We start from the raw sequence: 16828 nt of genomic DNA, 5'->3' as shown, positions 1-16828 counted from the left end.
ATGCTATGAGCGGCACTCTTTTGCTTCAGCAGGCGATCAACGGTCTGACGTTGGGCGCCGTCTACACGCTGATCGCCTTGTCCTTCTCCCTCGTCATGGGGATCCTCGGGATCCTCAATCTGGCGATCGCCGAATTGTTCATGATCGGCGGCTATGTCGGCTTCACGCTGATCATCGCCGGCGCGCCGCTGCCGGTGGCGCTGCTCGCCGGCATGCTCGCCGCGGCGGCGCTGTCGCTGGTCATCGAGAAGATCGGCTATGAGCCGCTGCGCAATGCGCCGCTCATCACGCCGATGCTGAGCACGCTCGGCTTCTCGATCATCCTCCAGAACCTCGCCACCAATCTGTGGGGCTCCGATCCGCTCCAATTGCCCGGCGACATGCTGGCGACCCGGATCGCCCTCGGCGAGGTCAGCATCGGCGCGATGCAGCTTCTGGTGATCGGCGCCGCGATCGTCATGGTGGCGGCGCTCGCCTTCGTCATCCGCTACACGACGCTCGGGCGCGCACTGCGGGCGGTCGCCGAAAACCGCGACGTGGCGCGGCTGCTCGGGGTGCGGGCCGACCGCATCCTGCTCATCGCCTTCCTGCTGTCCGGCCTGCTCGCGGGTGCGGCCGGCGTGCTGATCAGTCTGCATTATGCCGCCATCACGCCCTATATCGGCGTCGAGACCGGGCTGAAGGCGATCGCGGTCATGGTGGTGGGCGGCGTCACCCGGACCTGGGGCGCGCTTCTGGCCGGTCCGCTGATCGGCCTCGCCGAGGTCGCCACCGTCGCCTATGGCGGCTCGCAGATCCGCGACTTCGTGGTCTACGGACTGATGATCCTGATCCTTCTCGTGCGTCCGCAAGGCCTGCTCGGCGGCGCCCGCTCCGACCAGGGACCGCGCGTATGATCTCGACCTATCATGCCGCTTTGCTGGCGGATTCCGGCATCCTCATGCTCGGCGCGCTGAGCGTCTACATCATCCTGGCCACCGGCCAGCTGTCGCTCGGCAATGCCGGGTTCATGGGGATCGGCGCCTATCTCGCCTCCTATCTCACCGTCGAGGCCGGCCTCCCCCTCACGCTCGCGCTGGTCTTGTCGGCGCTGGCCGCCGGGATGGTCGGCATCGTGATCGGCTTTCCCGCTTTGCGGCTGCGCGGCATCTATCTCGCCATGGCCACCCTCGGCTTCGGCGAAATGGTGCGCAGCTTCTTCCTCAATTTCGAGCCGATGGGCGGGGCCGGCGGCTTCAGCGGCATGGTCCACGTCTCGGTCGGCTATATCTGGCTGTGGGCGGGCGGGATCCTGGTCCTGGTCACGCTTCTGGAACGCAGCCGGCTGTGGCTGGAAATCCGCGCCACCCATGACGACGAGACCGCGGCGAGCCTCGTCGGGCTCAACACCACCGCCACCAAGATCGGCGCGTTCGGCTTCGGCGCGGCGGTCGCGGCGGTCGCGGGCGGGCTGTTCGCCCACCACCACGTCTATATCGAGCCCGCCAATTTCGGCTTCGACCGCTCGATCGAACTGGTTCTGGCGGTGATCCTCGGCGGCTCGACCGTCGCGCCCGGCGCTCTGGTCGGCGCGGTGCTGCTGGTCCTGCTGCCGGAGACCCTGCGCTTCCTCGCCGACTGGCGCCTCGCGGCGTTCGGCACGCTCCTGGTCCTGGTTCTGCTGGTGCGGCGGCAGGGCATTCTCGATCGCGGCCTGTTCCGCGCCCTCACCTTCCGGAGGCAGGCCTCTTGAGCACGATGCCCGCCCCCCTCCTCTCTCTGGTCGACGTGACGCGCACCTTCGGCGGAGTCCAGGCTTTGTCCGGGGTCTCGCTCGACGTCGCCGCCGGGCGGATCACCGGCGTCATCGGCCCCAACGGCGCCGGCAAGACGACGCTGTTCAACGTCATCACCGGCGCCTATACGCCGACCGCCGGCGAAATCTATCTCGACGGGGCGCGCCTGACCGGCCTCAAGCCCTACCAGATCGCCCGGGCGGGAATCGCCCGGACCTTCCAGAACATTCGGCTGTTTTCCAGCATGTCGGTCTGGGAGCATCTGCTGGTCGCGCAGCGGCACGACGGGTCGGTCTTCGGACGGCTGCTGCCCGCCGGCCTCGCCCGCTCCAAGGCCGGGCGGGAGGCGGAAAAGGCGCTGGTCTTCTTCGGCCTCGAAAAGGTCCGCGACCGCCCCGCGCGCGAGCTGCCCTACGGCACCCAGCGCAAGGTGGAGATGGCCCGCGCCCTCACCGCAAATCCGCGCCTGCTGCTCCTGGACGAGCCGATCGCGGGCATGAGCCACGAGGAGGCGGACGAATTGCGCCACCTGCTGATGCGGCTGCGGGCGGACGGGCTGACCATCCTGCTCATCGAGCACGACATGACTTTCGTGATGAATCTGTGCGACCGCATCCATGTGCTCGATTTCGGGCGGCAGATCGCGCACGGCACCCCCGAAGCGGTGCGCACCGACCCGGCCGTCCTCGACGCCTATCTGGGAGCCGACACATGATGCTCAGCGTGCGCGGGCTCACCGTGAGCTACGGGCCGATCGGCGCGGTGCACGGCATCGACCTCGAGATCGGCGCGGGCGAGATCGTCGCCTTGATCGGCGCCAACGGCGCGGGCAAGACCACCACGGTCAAGGCGATCGCCGGGCTGCTGCCGTTCGGCGGCAGCGTGACGCTCGACGGGACGCCGCTGCGCCCCGGCGCGGCGGAGCGCAATCTGCGCGCCGGCATCGCGCTGGTGCCGGAGGGGCGCGGCATTCTCGGCCGCATGACGGTCGAGGAAAATCTCCTCATGGGCACCTATTGCCGGACCGACCGGCGCGCGGCCGCCGCCGACCTCGCCGGCATGTACGACCGTTTCCCGATCCTCGCCGACCGGCGCGCCGGGCTCGCCAGCCTGTTGTCGGGCGGCGAGCAGCAGATGCTGGCGATCGCCCGCGCCTTGCTCTCGCGGCCGCGGCTTCTCCTGCTCGACGAGCCCTCGCTCGGCCTGGCGCCGAAAATGGCGAGCTTTGTCTTCGAGCTGGTGGCGTCGCTGCGCGCCGACGGACTGACCGTACTCCTGGTCGAGCAGAAGGCCCGCCACACGCTGAAGATCGCCGACCGGGCCTATCTCCTGGAGCTCGGGCGGGTGGTCACATCCGGCCCGGCGCGCGCCCTCGCCGACGACCCGGTGATCTCCCAGACCTTCCTCGGCGGCCGCCCCCTCGCGGCGGAGGCCCCATCCGGCGGATAAAGCGCGGCGGGGAGAATTATTCCAACGCCGCGACGAAGGCTTGCAGCTCGGCCTTCCAGAGCGCGGCGTGCAGCGCCGCCTGGTGCCCACGGGGCTCGGGGCCCGGCGCCAGCATGACGGCGCGGGCCGCTTTCAGCCCGGCGATGGCGGCCTCCACGGTGCCGAGCGCGGCCGGATTGAGTTCGTCATCGGCGAAATTGATCGCGAGGATGCGGGCTTCGATCCGCGCCAGAAGCGGGGTCGGATCGTAATCCATCGACGCTTCGAGCTGGTAGAGCCGGTCGTTCGCATCGCCCGCCTCCGCCCGCGCGCAGAATTGCTGATAGAGCGCGTCGGCGGCGGCCCGCGTCGGCGCGAGGCGCTGCAGGTGGACCGGGCTCGTGGTCATCAGGGCGCCGAAGGGGGCGCGGGCATAATAGCGCGGCTGCACCGTGTAATCGCCGCCGTGCCAGCCGGGATCGTTGCGGATCAGCTCGATCTGCATCCGCCGCTGCAGCCAGTTGCGGCCGCTCATCGGCGCCGGCTGGCAGGCGATCGGCACCAGCGCGTCCATGAAGCCGGGGAACAGGCCGCCCCACAGCCAGGCGAGCATGCCGCCCATGGACAGGCCGACGATCATGCGCAGATGCTCGACCCCGAGCCCCTCGGTCAGCAGACGATGCTGCGCGGCGACGATATCGCCATAGCGGTATTGGGGAAATTTCGCCCGCAGGCCGTCGCTCGGCTTGCTGGACCGGCCGAACCCGATCGCATCGGGCACGATGAGGAAATAGCGCGCGGCATCGAGGGGCTGCCCGGGTCCGAACAATTCCCCGCTTAAGCCCGGCCCGAGCCATTCCCGCCCGCTGCCGGTGGTGTTGTGGAGGAGGAGGACCGCATTGTCGATCCGCCCGGCCGCGTCGCGCCGCAGCGTGCCGATCGTCATGGCGTGCTGGCGGAGCGTTTCGAAGCGCTCACCACTGGCGGTCTCGAAATTCTCGATGACGAAATCCGATTCCGTCTGTTCAAACATTGCATCCCCCTTCGATGTATTTTGGCGTTCGATTGTATTTATATTGAAATAACGATTCAGATCAAAATTCTACTTGACTATATACAGCCCATACGGACATTTTATTCGAAATGATAAAGGAGAGAACGCCGTCATGGGCAATATCGTGCGATCGGTGCAGGCGGTCGACATCGCGGTCACCGACCTTCCGGCGGCGCGGCGCTTCTTCGAGGACGCCTGGCATCTCGAAATGGTCGCGGAGGCTGGCGGGGTCGTCCATCTGCGCGCCAGCGGCCCGCATTTCAGCGTGCTGAGCCTGCGCCAGGCGGACCGCAGCGGACTGATCCGCATCCGCCTCGAGGCGCAGAATCCGGCCGCGGTCGACCAGACTTATGCGCGCGCGCTGGCGGCCGGCCACGCGGTGGACGGCCCGCCCCGCGCGCTCGGCGGACCCGGCGGGGGCTATGGGTTCGGCCTCGTCGATCCGGAAGGGCGCAATTTCAGCCTCGTCCACGGCATGGCGCAGCACGACGACCGCGGGCCGGTCGCCGACCGTCCGACCAAGCTCGCCCATGTCAACCTGAACGCCCGCGACAACGACACCGCGTTCGGTTTCCTGCGCGAGATGCTCGGCTTCGAGCTGTCCGACCAGACCCGGATGTTCCGCTTCCTGCGCTGCGGCCCGGATCATCACAGCCTCGTCCTCGGCTTTTCCGACAATGCCCATCTCAACCACATCGCGTTCGAAATGCCGGACACGGAATCCCTGATGCGGGGCATCGGGCGCCTTCGCGATCACGGCCATGCCGTGGAATGGGGACCCGGCCGCCATGGGCCGGGGCACAATGTGTTCGCCTATTTCTGCGGCCCGGAAGAGCTGCCGCTCGAATATACGAGCGAGGTGGCGCAGATCGACGACACCTATGAGATCCGCCGTCCGGAGGAGTGGCGCTGGCCGCCCGGGCGTCTCGACCATTGGGGCCTGACGCCCGGACCCAGCGAACGCGTGAAACGCGCCCAGTCCTTCTTTCCCTTCATCGCGGGGGGCCACCGCCTCGACTGAGGCGGCGCCCCGCGCACGATTCACTCGAGCGTGATGCCGGCCTTTGCGATCAGCTCGCCCCACTTCTTGCGCTCCTGCTTGATGACGGCTTCGAACGCGGCCGGCGTATCGCCGACGAGCACGAGCCCCAGTTCGTCGCTCAACTTGCGCATCGCCGGCTGGGCGATCGCCTTGCGGACTTCCTCCGCGAGCCGGTCGACGATCGCCGGCGGCGTCTTCGCCGGGGCCACGAGGCCGAACCAGGACGAGACGCGCCAGTCCGCGAGCCCCGCCTCCGTGGAGGTCGGCACGTTCGGAAGCGCCGTCAGCCGCTCGGGCCCCGCCACCGCCAGCGCCCGCAGCGCGCCGGATTTGATATGGGCCATGACGGTGGGCGGATTGTCGACGACGCCGTCGATATGGCCGCCGAGCAGGTCGTTGACCGCCGGCGCGGCGCCCTTATAGGGCGTGTGGCGCAGCTTTATTCCCGCGGTATAGGCGAACAATTCCATCCCGAGATGGCCCGTCGTGCCATACCCGGCGGATCCGAAATTGAAGCCGTCGGGCTTCGCCTTCGCCGCCGCGATGAAGGCGGACAAGGTCGTGTAGGGACTGGCCGCGCCCAGCACCACCAGCATCGGCATGTCGGCGACGAGCGAAATCGGCGCGAACGCGGTCTCCGGATCGAACGGCATCTTCTTGTAGAGGAACTGGTTGATGCTCTGGATCCCGGGCGAGGTCATCATCAGCGTGTAGCCGTCGGGCGGCGCCTTCGCGACGGTCTCCGCGCCGATATTGCCGCCGGCCCCGGGGCGATTTTCGATGATCACCGGCTGGCCGAGCGCTTTCGACAGCTCCTGCCCGAGCGCCCGCGACAGGACGTCGACGACCCCGCCGGCCGGGAACGGGGCCACGATCTTGATCAGCCGGTCCGGATAGGTCTGCGCCTGCGCCTGCGCCTGTGCCACGGTCGCGCAGCCCAGGACCAGCGCCAGACCGGCCCCGGCGATGAATGCCCTCATCTTCATGACGTCGCTCCCTTGCCCACTGTTTTTATCTCGGCTTCGGCCCCAGCTGCCGGCGGTCCGCCGAACCCGTTTTCGGGTCCGGCTTTTTGCCGCCAGTTTTTGAGAATGCGGATCCGAAGCAGGATTAATTTTCGATATTGACGTCCCATATCCGGGGCCGTGTCAATCATGCGCGGCCATAGGCGTTGAAATTTTCGATATTTTGACTATCACTGGCCCAGACGGAATTCGGGAGACGGCCGCTGTGAGCCCGGACAAGACCCTTGCGGACAAGGCGTACCGGAAGCTCCGCGCGGAGATTCTCGACGGTCATCTGGGCGCCGGCCAAAAGCTGAAGCTGGAGGCTCTGGCGAAGGACTGCGCGGTCGGCATGTCGCCGTTGCGCGAAGCCCTGGCGCGGCTGCAGGGCGATCATCTCGTGGTGTCCGAGGGGCAGCGCGGCTTCTGGGTCGCGCCGCTCCCGCTCGACGAGATCGACGATGTCTCGCGGGTCCGGGCCATGCTGGAGACCGAGGCGCTGAGCGCGTCGATCGCCAAAGGCGGCAGCGCCTGGGAACGGCGCGTCAAGGAGGCGTTCGAACGGCTCTCCCAGTTCGAGGAAGGCATGCCGAGCCCGGGGACGGAACGCCCCGCCGCATTGCTCAATGCGTGGGAGGAGCGAAATCACGCCTTCCATGCCGCCCTCGTCTCGGGCTCGGGCTCACCCTGCCTCACCCGGCTCTGCGAACAGCTCTACCAGCAATCCGAGCGCTACCGCCGGGTGTCGCGGATGGTGTCCGGCGGCCGGCGCAACGTGCACGAGGAGCACGTCGCGATCTTCCGCGCCGCGCTCGAACGCCAGACCCTGAAGGCCTGCCGCCTCGTAGAAGATCACATCCTTCGAACCGCCGAGCAGATCCGCCTCGCCATGAGTCTGAACGAACTGCCCGACGCCTGACCCGCCCCCGTGTCTCCCATATCAACCGATAGGATCCCCATGTTGACCGAAGCAGAACGCCAAGCGGCCGTCGAAATCCTGCTCGCCGCCGAAGCGACCAAGACGCCGGCCGTGCAACTCTCCAAGACCTATCCGCATATCGAGATCGAGGATTCCTACGCCATCTCCAGCATGGTGACGGCGCGCAAGGTCGCCGGCGGCGCCAAGCTGCTCGGCCACAAGATCGGCCTCACCTCCAAGGCGATGCAGCAATCCTCGCAGATCGACGAGCCGGATTACGGCCATCTGCTCGATTCGATGCTGCTGAACGACGGCGCCAAGGTCCGGTTCGAGGATTATTGCGTGCCGCGCGTCGAGCCGGAACTGACCTTCATCCTCAAGGAGCCGCTGAAAGGCCCGGGGATCGGCCTCGTCGACGTGCTGCGCGCCACCGAATGGGTCGTGCCCTCGATCGAGATCATCGATTCCCGGGTGCAGAATCCCCGAAAGATCACCGACACCGTCGCCGACAACGGCGCGGCCGCCGGCATCGTGCTGGGCGGGCGTCCGGTGCGCCCGACCGATGTGGATCTGCGCTGGGTCGGCGCGGTCTTCTACCGCAATTCCGAGATCGAGGAGACCGGCCTCGCCGCCGGCGTGCTCGGCCATCCCGCCATGGCCATCGCCTGGCTCGCCAACAAGGTCGGCCGCTTCGGCACCGTGCTCGAACCGGGACACCTCATGCTCTCCGGCTCCTTCACCCGCCCGGTCTGGGCCGCCAAGGGCGACACGCTGCATGCCGATTTCGGCCCGCTCGGCAGCGTCGCCGTGCAGTTCGTCTGAACGGGACGTCCGGCACCGGCTGGGCCGCGACGTCCGGAACGCGGACCGCGGCCCCGCTCTTCGGGGACAGGCTCAGGGCGTCGGGGTCTCGACCGGCTGATCCTGGAGATAAGACTGGAGCTTCAGCGCGCGGTCGGCGCTGTCGACCATCCGCTCGATCAAAGCGAGGAGATATTTGAAATCCTCGCGGCTGAGGCTCTCGAATTCGATGTCGTTGACGCGCCGCTGCACCGGCGCGAGTTCGGCCAGCAGGAGCCGCCCCTTGTCGGTGACCTGAAGCTGGACCCGCCGCCGGTCGGCGGCATCGGGGGTCTTCGTGACGAGGCCCTGGCGGGCCAGCTTGTTGGTGACGGTGGTGACGAACGCCCCGCTGAGATGGAGGTGGCTCGCCAGGCCGTTCACGCTCAAGGCCGGCTCGCTCGCCGCGAGATGGGCGATCGAGATCAGCACGGTATATTCGATGCCGGCGAGCCCGATCCGCTCGCCATGGCCCGAACGGATAGCCTCATGGCGCACGAGGAAGCCGAACAGCGCATGGACGAGGCGGCGGAACTCGCGGTCGCTGCCGTCGACCAGAAGTTCCGGCCGGGTGACGGTCAGCGGCGGCGCGGGCGCCTCGGCGGCCGGCGCGTCGACCGGCGATGCTTTGCGTCGTCCCCGCGGGCGCGCGAGCGCTTTTGCTTCCGCCACTTCTGTCCTCCCAGGATGCAGAATCTTCCCATCCGCTACCTAACTTCAAAAGCTTCTCTTGTCGCCTGTCCTCCCGCGATCGCTTTCGGGCGGCGCCGGGTTCAGTGCGCCGCGCCCGAGAAGTCGAACGGCAACGTGCAGTGCGCGACGCGCACCGGCTTCATGGCGGCCGGGGTGTTCCGGCTGCGGCCGACGAAGCGCGGGATGCCGGCCGTCACCACCGCGCCCACCGCCGGGACGTCGCCATTGACCAGAGCCGACAGGGCGTCGGTCTTCGAACCGCCGGCGCAGGCATCGATCAGCACCACGTCGGCGTCGCGGCCTTCTTCCAGCCGGCCCGAATTCAGCCGGTAGACCTCCGCATTGTTGCCGGTCGCCGCGGCGATCGCGCGTTCCGGCGGCATGCCGCCGAGGCTGGCGAGATGGGAGATGGTGTAGAACATGCCGAGCGGCATGATCCCGCTGCCGGTGGGCGTGTCGGTCGCGATCAGCAGGCGTTCGCACTGGCCCGCTTCCTCCAGCAGCCGCGCGGTCAGGAGCGCGGTCCGCAGATTGCCGGCGGTGCAGATCTGGAGCGCGATGTCGCTCTCCTCGACCAGGCGGGCAAAGCCCGCCTCGGGCATCGCGACCGGCCCGCCATTGACGTGGAACGAGACGTTCGGGTGGGAGGCGAGGACGTGCTCGGCCCAGATCCCCGACGAGCCGGGGATCGAGGATCCCCCAGTATGCATGGTGGTGATCATGCCGAGGTCGCGCGCCGCACGCATCAGCGGGGCGTAATCGTGCGGCGTCGCAAAGGCGCCGAAGCCGGCTTTGGCGAGCCAGATGCCCGCCTGCGCGAGTTCGGCGAGATCGGCTTCGGTGAGGCCCGGTTCGAGGATGATCGAGCCGGCATGCACCCGCATGCCCCCCGGCCGGTAGTCGCGGAAGCAGGCCTGCGCCGCCAAAGCGAGCGCCTTCACCCCGGCGGGATCCTTCGGCCGCCCCGGCACATGGACCTCCGAGGCGGTGATGGCGGTCGTGGTGCCGCCATGGAGATAGCTTTCGAGATAGCCGACCACGCGCTGGCGCGGCGTGTAATCCCCGAAGGTGATGTGGACGTGACTGTCGATCAGGCCCGGAATGGCGATCGTGCCGCCGGCATCGATCACCACGTCGGCGGATGCGAGGTCGGCCGACGACGCGGTTCCCACCGCGCGGATCAGGCCGTCCTCCATGACGATCGCATCGCCCTCCGCGAACGGACGGTCGAGGCGGCCGGTGACGATCCGGCCCAGATTGACGATGACGGTGCGCATGTCGGCCTCCGGGTCGGGATGTCAGCGCAGGCCGTCTTTGGCGCGGATCGCATCGCTGGCGAGGCCGCCGACGCGGGCATTGAGGCGGCCGCGATTGGCGAGGCAGATGATCAGCGCCACTTCGTCCGCGTCCGGCATCTCGTCGGGCAGGCGCAGGGTCATGCCGTCATAATGCGAGCGGACATAGAGCGCGTCCTTGTGCGCCAGGGGCACGTCGATCAGCGCCCCGGCGGGCGCGCGCTTGGTGAAGGACGGGATCCAGGCGAGCGCGCCGCCCACCGCCGCGCGCAGCGGCTCGGCGAAGGTGGTGGTGAGCATCGCATTGGCATGTTCGACCTCGCCGCCCATGCCGACCACCCCGCCTTTGCCGTAGCTCTCGACCGGAAGCCCGCCCATCGCGGCGACCGCCGCCTCCGACATCGCCGCGCCGAGCGCTTCGCTCGCCGCGATCATCTCGGACAGGTCCTCGACATAGCGCCTGGCATAGGGATTCTTGACCAAAGCGATCACCGCGACCTTGCGGAGCGGCTGGTCGTGGCTTCGGCCGGCTTCGACGGTCTTGTGGTCGATCATGGTGAGGAGGCGCTGGATGTCGATCTTCATCGTCGCTTCTTTCCTGAGCTTCGTGTTCTGGGCTTCGGTGTTCTGGGCTTCGTTCAAGGCCGCGGTGCCGCAGCCCGACGGTCCGTGCGAAAATGATAACTTCCGACTTAAGCTTTTAAAAGAAGTAATATCCGGTTTCAGCGATCCGGCCTAACCGGGCGCCGGCGCCGGATCCCGCGCGGCACGCACCTCGGCGAGGCACGCGGCGACGGCCTCGGTGAGGTGCTGCGCCACCAGCCGCACCACCGAATCCACCCCTTTCGCCTCGACCGCGATGCTGATCGTCTGCGGTTCCGCGCCCGTGTCCCGCACCGGGACGAAGACCAGGGCGCCGGAGATCAATTCCGGCGCCGCGTCGAGCTCGGAGGTCACCACGGCATAGCGGCCGCTGCAGGCGAGCAGCTTCACGAGCTGGAGCGAGTTCGATTCCACCTGCCCCTTCGCGCCCGCCAGAAGCCAGCTGTATTGCGCTTCGAGAAAGCGCCGGATCGCGAGCGCCTTGCTCTGCAAGGCCACGGGATGGGCGCAGATCTCCTGCATGCTGACCGAGCGGGCGCCCGCCAAAGGATGCGACGGCGCGACGACGCAGCCGATCGGCAGATCCTCGCGCCACAGCACCTGGAGATCCCGCCGCGGCGGCAGATTGAAGGCGACCGCGACGTCGGCGCGGCCGGCGAGGAGGGCGGCCGGCGCCTCGTCGGGGCTGCCGATCTCGATATCGAGCGAGACCAGGGGATGCGCCTGCGCCAGCCGGTCGACGAGGCGCGGCAGGAAACTGGTGGTGTGGCTGTCCATCGCGAACAACTGGACGTGCCCCTGCTGCACGCCCTGCAGGCGCCGGATCTCGGCGATGGCGCGGCGCTCGTCGATGCGCCAGCGCCGGATCAGGCCGAGGATCGCTTCGCCGGACGCGGTGAGCTGCATGCCGCGCGGGCGCCGCTCGAACAGCGGCACGCCGAGGTCCTGCTCCAGCAGCAGGATCTGCCGGTCGATGGCGGAGGCGGCGACCCGCAGCTCGCGCGAGGCCTGCTGGATCGACCCGGAGCGGGCGACCTGATCGACATAGCGCAGCGCCGCGGGGACGAAGGAGGGCCGCATCCTTTTTCATCCTAATTTTTCGAATGCATCATTGCTCAAGCTGCGATGGACGGCAACGCAGTTCACCCCTAGCCTCGGCTTCAGAACGGTGGATCAACCCGCCGCACCAGCTTCCAGAGGACCTTGCGATGCCGTTTTCCAGCCTGATCCGGACCGCTTCCCGCAGAGCCCTTCTCGGCTCCGCTCTGGCGCTCGCCGCCGCCGTCGCTTTGCCGTCTCCCGGCGCTTTCGCTCAGGCCTCCGACTGGCCGCAGAAGCCGATCCGGATCGTCGTCACCTTCCCGCCCGGCGGCACCAGCGACATCGTCGCGCGGCTGATCGGCCAGAACCTGACGGAACGGCTCGGCCAGCAGGTCCTGGTCGACAACCGCCCCGGCGCCGGCGGCACCGTCGCCGCCGAACTGGTGCGCAAGGAGGCTCCCGACGGCTACACCCTGATCCTCGCCAACAACGCGCCCTTCACCATCGCCCCCACCCAGTTCAAGAAGATCCCCTACGATCCGGTCAAGGACTTCACCCACATCGCCTATATCGGCGCCTCGGCGCCCGGCCTCATGGTGCAGCCTTCGCTCGGCGTGAAGGATCTGAACGGCTTCGTCGCGCTCGCCAAGGCCGATCCCAAGCTGACCTACGGCTCCAGCGGCGTCGGCTCGATCAGCCACATTCTCGGCGAGGCGGTGAAGAAGAAGGCCGGCATCCAGATGGTGCACGTGCCCTATAAAGGCAGCGCGCCGGCGATCCAGGATTTCAAGGCCGGCGTGCTGAAATCCTATTACGACCTGCTCGCCCAGAACGTCCCCATGATCAAATCGGGCGAGGCGGTGGCGATCGGCGTCGCCGCGCCCGAGCGGATTTCGCAGGCCCCCGACGTGCCGACCTTCCGCGAACAGGGCCTCGACATCGTGCTCGAGAACTGGCTCGGCGTCTCCGGCCCGGCCGGCATGCCGCCCGAGCTCGTGGCCAAGATCCACGACGCGGTGGCCGCCGCCGTCGCCACCCCCGCGGTGAAGGACAAGCTCTCGACCTGGGGCATCGAGACCAAGCCGATGACGAGCGCGCAATATGCCGCCTTCGTCGCCGACCAGATCGCCGTGTGGCGGCCGCTCATCATCGATGCCGGCGCCACGGAGAAGTGAGGACGGTGCCATGCCGAACCTCGCCGGTCTGCTCCGCCGCACGGAGTTCCTGTCCGGGCTCTTCATCCTGATCCTGGGCGGCGTCTGCCACCTTGCGGTCGGCGATCTCGAGATCGGCACCGCGCAGGAAATGGGTCCGGGCTACGTACCTCTCGCTTTGGCCTGGCTGATCCTCCTCACCGGGGCCGCCATGACCTTCGGCGGGCTGTGGGACGGCCGGGAGGTCCAGGAGGCGGTGCACTGGCGCCCCCTGGTCGCAATCTCCGGCGCGGTGGTGATCTTCGGCCTGCTCGTCGACCGCTATGGGATCGTGCTGGCGGTGGTCGCCGCGACCCTCGTCGCGAGCTTTGCGAGCCCGATCACGCGCCACCGCGAGACGCCGGCCTTGTGTGCGGTCCTCGCGCTCTTCGGCGCCCTGGCCTTCGTCAAGGGCCTCGGCCTCGCCATCCCGATCTGGCCCCGCTGAGGACATGCCATGGACCTCGCCCAGAACATCTCGCTCGGCCTCGGCGTGGCGGCGGGGTTCGACAACCTCCTGTTCTGCTTCCTCGGCGTCCTGCTGGGGACGCTGATCGGCGTCCTGCCGGGAATCGGCGCGGTCGCCACCATGGCGATGCTCCTGCCCCTGACCTTCCACCTCGCGCCGACCACCTCGCTGATCATGCTCGCGGGGATCTATTACGGCGCGCAATATGGCGGCTCGACCACCGCGATCCTGGTCAATCTGCCGGGCGAAGCCAATTCCGTCGCCACCACGCTCGACGGCTATGCCATGGCCCGGCGCGGCCGGGCCGGCGCGGCGCTCGCCATCGCCGCCATCGCCTCCTTCTTCGCCGGCACCGTCTCGACCGTGCTCATCGCCCAGTTCGGCCCCGCTATGGCGGCGCTCGCGCTGAAGTTCGGCCCGGTGGAATATTTCTCGCTGATGGTCCTCGGCCTCGTCTGCTCGATGGTCCTCGCCACCGGGGCGCTCCACAAGGCCGCGGTGATGATCCTGTTCGGGATCTTCCTCGGGCTGGCCGGCACCGACGCCAACTCGCCGATGCCGCGCCTCACCTTCGGCATCGACGCGATGGCCGACGGCATGAGCTTCGTCGCCATCGCCGTCGGCCTGTTCGGCCTCACCGAAATCATCCTCAATCTGGAACGGGATCTGACGCGGGTCGCCGCGATCCCGCTGCGGGATCTGTTTCCGACGCGGGCCGAACTGTCCGAAAGCGCGATGCCCATCGTGCGCGGGACCTTCCTCGGCTCGATCCTCGGGGTCCTGCCCGGCGGCGGCGCCCTGCTCGCCTCGTTCGGTGCCTATGCGCTGGAGAAGAAGCTGTCGCGCACGCCGGACCGCTTCGGCAAGGGCGCCATCGCCGGCGTGGCGGCGCCGGAGGCCGCCAACAATGCCGGGGCGCAGACCTCGTTCATCCCGCTGCTCACGCTCGGCGTTCCCTCCAACGCCATCATGGCGGTCATGGCCGGGGCGATGACGATCCAGGGCATCATTCCCGGTCCCCAGGTCATGACCGAGCACGCCCCCCTGTTCTGGGGGATGATCGCCAGCATGTGGATCGGCAATCTGATGCTGCTGGTCCTCAACCTGCCGCTCGTCGGGCTCTGGGTGAAGCTGCTCCAGGTGCCCTACCGGCTGATGTTCCCCGCCATCCTCTTCTTCAGCGCGATCGGCGTCTATTCGATCGCGAACCAGGCGTTCGACGTCTATCTCGCGGTCGGCGCCGGGGTGCTGGGCTATGTCATGGCGAAGCTCGGCTTCGAGCCCACCCCCTTGGTGCTCGGCTTCATCCTCGGTCCGATGATGGAGGAGAATTTCAAGCGCGCCATGCTGCTGGCGGGCGGCGATCCCGCCACCTTCATCGACCGCCCGATCAGCGCCGGCCTGCTGCTCGTGTCCGCCGCTTTGCTCGCGGTGATGGTCCTGCCCAGCGTCAAGCGCACCCGCGCCGTCGCCTTGCGCGAGGAGTGACAGATGCCGCCCGCGATCCCGGCGCCCCTGCGCCTGAATTTCATCCTGAACACGTTCTATTCGGGTCCACAGGCCTGGTTCTTCGTGGCCGACGACCGCGGTTACTTCCGCGACGAAGGGCTCGACGTCCGCTTCACGGCGGGGGACACCCTGGCGAACGCCGTGCCGCGCATCGCCGAAGCGGGGTTCGACGCCGGCTATGGCGACCTGAACGCGCTCGTGGAATATGCGGCCGTCCATCCCGAAACCGCGCCGATCGCGGTGTTCGCGATGCACAACCGCTCGCCTTACACGCTCGCGGTGCCGGCCGCGGGTCCGGTGCGGGCGCCGCGCGACCTCGCCGGCCGCCGGCTCGCCGCGCATCCCAATGACGCGGCCTGGCGGATGTTTCCGGAATTCTGCCGCGCGACCGGCCTCGACCCCTCCGGCATCCGGATCGAATTCTGCGATCTGCCGCACAAGGAGATGGTCCCGCTGATGCTCGCGGGCCGGTGGGACGGCCTGTTCGGCTTCGTCAACACCCTCGACGCCCAGACTCTGGAGGCGGGCCTCGATCCGGCCGCGCTGCTGCGGCATCTGGAATGGCGGGTCCATGTGCCGGCGCTGTACGGCGCCGCCGTCATGGTGTCGCGGGCGCTGCGCGCCACCCGCCCGGAGGCCGTTGGGGGGCTGGTGCGCGCGATCAATCGGGGCCTCGCCGACGTGGTCGCCGACATCGAGGCGGCGACCGACGCGGTGGTGCGGCGCGATCCCGCCATCGACCGCGCCGCGAACCGGGCGCGGCTCGTCGGGACATTGGGGCTCGAAATGGCGCATCCCGAGGCGGCGACTGCCGGCATCGGGCCGGTCGATCCGGCGCGCCTCGGCGCCGCCATCGCGACCATTGCCGGCGCCAAGGATCTCCCGCGCGTCCCGGACATCGGCGACATCTTCGACCCCGCTTTCCTCCCGCCTCCGCCGCTTCGGGTCCGGACGCCCGTCGCCGCCCCGTGACCTCGCTGCCTGCCAGCCGGAGCCTCGCCATGACCGCGCCCCTCTCCCTCGCCGACCTCAATGCCTGCCCCGCGTCCGTCTTCGCCGCGCAGCTCGCCGACGTGTTCGAACACGCCCCCTGGGTCGCCGCGCAGGCCGCCGCGCAGCGGCCGTTCGCCACCGCCGACGCCCTCCACACGGCGATGCTCGCGATCGTCGGCGCGCTCCCCGAGGACGCCCGCGTCGCCGTGTTCTGCGGCCATCCCGAACTCGCCGGGCCGGCGGCCCGGACCGGAGCAATGACGCCGGATTCCATCCGCGAACAAGGCGCCCTCGCTTTGGATCGGCTGCCGCACGAGGAGGAGGCGTGGTGGGACCGCCTGAACGCGGCCTACCGGACCCGGTTCGGCTTCCCCTTCATCCTTTGCGCGCGGCACTACACCGTCGCCGCCATGCGCCAGGTCTTCGCGCAGCGCCTCGGCAACAGCCGCGAGGCGGAAATCGCCGCGACGCTGCGCGAGATCGGCCTGATCACGCGCTACCGGCTCGCGGCGCGAATCGCCGATCATGGCCTTGCCGATCTCGAGGGCCGCCTCACCACCCATGTCCTCGACACCAGCCGCGGCCAGCCGGCGCAGGGTCTGCGTCTCGCGCTCCATCAGGTCGACAGCGCCTTGCCCTGCAGCACCGGCGCGGCGCTGATCGAGACGGTGACGGACAGCCACGGCCAGACCGGCGCGCCGCTCATTTCCGGGCAGCCGCTGCGCATCGGGCGCTACGAGCTGCGCTTCCATGTCGGCGACTATTTCCGCAGCATCGGCGCGGTGGATGGGCCGTGGCCGTTCCTCGACGTGGTGCCGATCGTCTTTTCGATCGACGAGCCGACCGGGGATTATCACGTTCCGCTCACCATCACGCCCTGGGCCTACGCCACCTATCGCGGCCAGTAGCGCTCTCGCCCAAGCGGGGGCGCTCCCGCCTCGGCGGTCCCTGCGCGCGTGCGGCGGGCGAC

The 16828-nt window shown here is 68.6% G+C and carries 19 protein-coding genes; 13 read left to right on the top strand and 6 right to left on the bottom strand.

The features are described from left to right. Window positions 1-5 precede the first annotated feature (5 nt). Genes EDC64_RS07655 through EDC64_RS07640 form a run of 4 tightly spaced genes read left to right on the top strand, consistent with a single transcriptional unit; the run spans window position 6 to window position 3224 of the window. A complete protein-coding gene (locus tag EDC64_RS07655) occupies window positions 6-896 on the top strand; it encodes a branched-chain amino acid ABC transporter permease (RefSeq protein ID WP_132030674.1) in 891 nt (296 codons plus the stop codon). Continuing rightward, window positions 893-1732, top strand: a complete 840-nt coding sequence (locus tag EDC64_RS07650) for a branched-chain amino acid ABC transporter permease (protein WP_132030673.1) — start codon at window positions 893-895, stop codon at window positions 1730-1732. The genes EDC64_RS07655 and EDC64_RS07650 overlap by 4 nt, the downstream gene beginning before the upstream one ends. 5 nt (window positions 1733-1737) lie before the next feature. Then, window positions 1738-2490, top strand: a complete 753-nt coding sequence (locus EDC64_RS07645) for an ABC transporter ATP-binding protein (protein ID WP_132030792.1) — start codon at window positions 1738-1740, stop codon at window positions 2488-2490. Further along, complete coding sequence (locus tag EDC64_RS07640) at window positions 2487-3224, top strand: ABC transporter ATP-binding protein (protein ID WP_132030672.1); 738 nt, start codon at window positions 2487-2489, stop codon at window positions 3222-3224. The genes EDC64_RS07645 and EDC64_RS07640 overlap by 4 nt, the downstream gene beginning before the upstream one ends. A gap of 16 nt (window positions 3225-3240) precedes the next feature. On the opposite strand, the gene EDC64_RS07635 is transcribed toward EDC64_RS07640, so the two are convergent. Then, a complete protein-coding gene (locus EDC64_RS07635; RefSeq protein WP_274594940.1) occupies window positions 3241-4269 on the bottom strand; it encodes an alpha/beta fold hydrolase in 1029 nt (342 codons plus the stop codon). A 100-nt stretch (window positions 4270-4369) separates the two neighbouring features. On the opposite strand from EDC64_RS07635, the gene EDC64_RS07630 reads away from it, so the two are divergent. Then, the gene (locus EDC64_RS07630; protein ID WP_132030670.1) at window positions 4370-5278 is read left to right on the top strand and encodes a VOC family protein; all 909 of its coding nucleotides are present in this window, start codon (window positions 4370-4372) and stop codon (window positions 5276-5278) included. A gap of 20 nt (window positions 5279-5298) precedes the next feature. Here EDC64_RS07630 and EDC64_RS07625 read toward each other — a convergent pair whose 3' ends face one another. Beyond that, window positions 5299-6285, bottom strand: a complete 987-nt coding sequence (locus tag EDC64_RS07625) for a Bug family tripartite tricarboxylate transporter substrate binding protein (RefSeq protein WP_132030669.1) — start codon at window positions 6283-6285, stop codon at window positions 5299-5301. Window positions 6286-6529: 244 nt separating this feature from the next. Between EDC64_RS07625 and EDC64_RS07620 the strand changes: the two genes are divergently transcribed. Further along, entirely contained in the window at window positions 6530-7222 is a 693-nt protein-coding gene (locus EDC64_RS07620; RefSeq protein ID WP_132030668.1) for a GntR family transcriptional regulator, read from the top strand. A 39-nt stretch (window positions 7223-7261) separates the two neighbouring features. Beyond that, window positions 7262-8044 carry a 2-oxo-hept-4-ene-1,7-dioate hydratase gene (hpaH, locus tag EDC64_RS07615; protein WP_132030667.1) on the top strand — a complete coding sequence of 261 codons (783 nt, stop codon included), beginning with the start codon at window positions 7262-7264 and terminating at the stop codon, window positions 8042-8044. Window positions 8045-8116: 72 nt separating this feature from the next. On the opposite strand, the gene EDC64_RS07610 is transcribed toward hpaH, so the two are convergent. The 3 genes from EDC64_RS07610 to EDC64_RS07600 all read right to left on the bottom strand — a co-directional run bounded on the left by EDC64_RS07610 (window position 8117) and on the right by EDC64_RS07600 (window position 10635). Then, complete coding sequence (locus EDC64_RS07610; protein WP_132030666.1) at window positions 8117-8734, bottom strand: MarR family winged helix-turn-helix transcriptional regulator; 618 nt, start codon at window positions 8732-8734, stop codon at window positions 8117-8119. Window positions 8735-8835: 101 nt separating this feature from the next. Then, on the bottom strand, window positions 8836-10032 hold the full coding sequence (locus EDC64_RS07605) for an amidohydrolase family protein (RefSeq protein ID WP_132030665.1): 1197 nt from the start codon (window positions 10030-10032) through the stop codon (window positions 8836-8838). Window positions 10033-10053: 21 nt separating this feature from the next. Then, the gene (locus EDC64_RS07600; RefSeq protein ID WP_132030664.1) at window positions 10054-10635 is read right to left on the bottom strand and encodes an amino acid synthesis family protein; all 582 of its coding nucleotides are present in this window, start codon (window positions 10633-10635) and stop codon (window positions 10054-10056) included. On the opposite strand from EDC64_RS07600, the gene EDC64_RS23485 reads away from it, so the two are divergent. Beyond that, a complete protein-coding gene (locus EDC64_RS23485) occupies window positions 10622-10789 on the top strand; it encodes a hypothetical protein (protein WP_165933677.1) in 168 nt (55 codons plus the stop codon). The genes EDC64_RS07600 and EDC64_RS23485 overlap by 14 nt on opposite strands. Here the strand turns inward: EDC64_RS23485 and EDC64_RS07595 are convergent. Then, a complete protein-coding gene (locus EDC64_RS07595) occupies window positions 10786-11733 on the bottom strand; it encodes a LysR family transcriptional regulator (RefSeq protein ID WP_132030663.1) in 948 nt (315 codons plus the stop codon). The genes EDC64_RS23485 and EDC64_RS07595 overlap by 4 nt on opposite strands. Window positions 11734-11861: 128 nt before the next feature. Between EDC64_RS07595 and EDC64_RS07590 the strand changes: the two genes are divergently transcribed. The 5 genes from EDC64_RS07590 to uraD are packed head-to-tail and all read left to right on the top strand — an operon-like array spanning window position 11862 to window position 16766. Beyond that, window positions 11862-12869: a Bug family tripartite tricarboxylate transporter substrate binding protein gene (locus EDC64_RS07590; RefSeq protein WP_165933676.1), complete on the top strand. Its 1008-nt coding sequence runs from the start codon at window positions 11862-11864 to the stop codon at window positions 12867-12869. Window positions 12870-12879: 10 nt separating this feature from the next. Then, the gene (locus EDC64_RS07585; protein WP_165933675.1) at window positions 12880-13335 is read left to right on the top strand and encodes a tripartite tricarboxylate transporter TctB family protein; all 456 of its coding nucleotides are present in this window, start codon (window positions 12880-12882) and stop codon (window positions 13333-13335) included. Window positions 13336-13344: 9 nt separating this feature from the next. Further along, window positions 13345-14844 (top strand): tripartite tricarboxylate transporter permease, encoded by a 1500-nt coding sequence (locus EDC64_RS07580; protein WP_132030660.1) that lies wholly within the window; start codon window positions 13345-13347, stop codon window positions 14842-14844. A gap of 3 nt (window positions 14845-14847) precedes the next feature. Further along, window positions 14848-15837: an ABC transporter substrate-binding protein gene (locus tag EDC64_RS07575; protein ID WP_132030659.1), complete on the top strand. Its 990-nt coding sequence runs from the start codon at window positions 14848-14850 to the stop codon at window positions 15835-15837. Window positions 15838-15866: 29 nt separating this feature from the next. Continuing rightward, window positions 15867-16766 (top strand): 2-oxo-4-hydroxy-4-carboxy-5-ureidoimidazoline decarboxylase, encoded by a 900-nt coding sequence (uraD, locus tag EDC64_RS07570; RefSeq protein WP_132030658.1) that lies wholly within the window; start codon window positions 15867-15869, stop codon window positions 16764-16766. Window positions 16767-16828 lie beyond the last annotated feature (62 nt).

It is taken from the genome of Aquabacter spiritensis, from assembly GCF_004346185.1.
GTDB classification, from domain to species: Bacteria; Pseudomonadota; Alphaproteobacteria; order Rhizobiales; family Xanthobacteraceae; genus Aquabacter; species Aquabacter spiritensis.
This window is presented reverse-complemented; position numbering and strand designations above follow the sequence as displayed.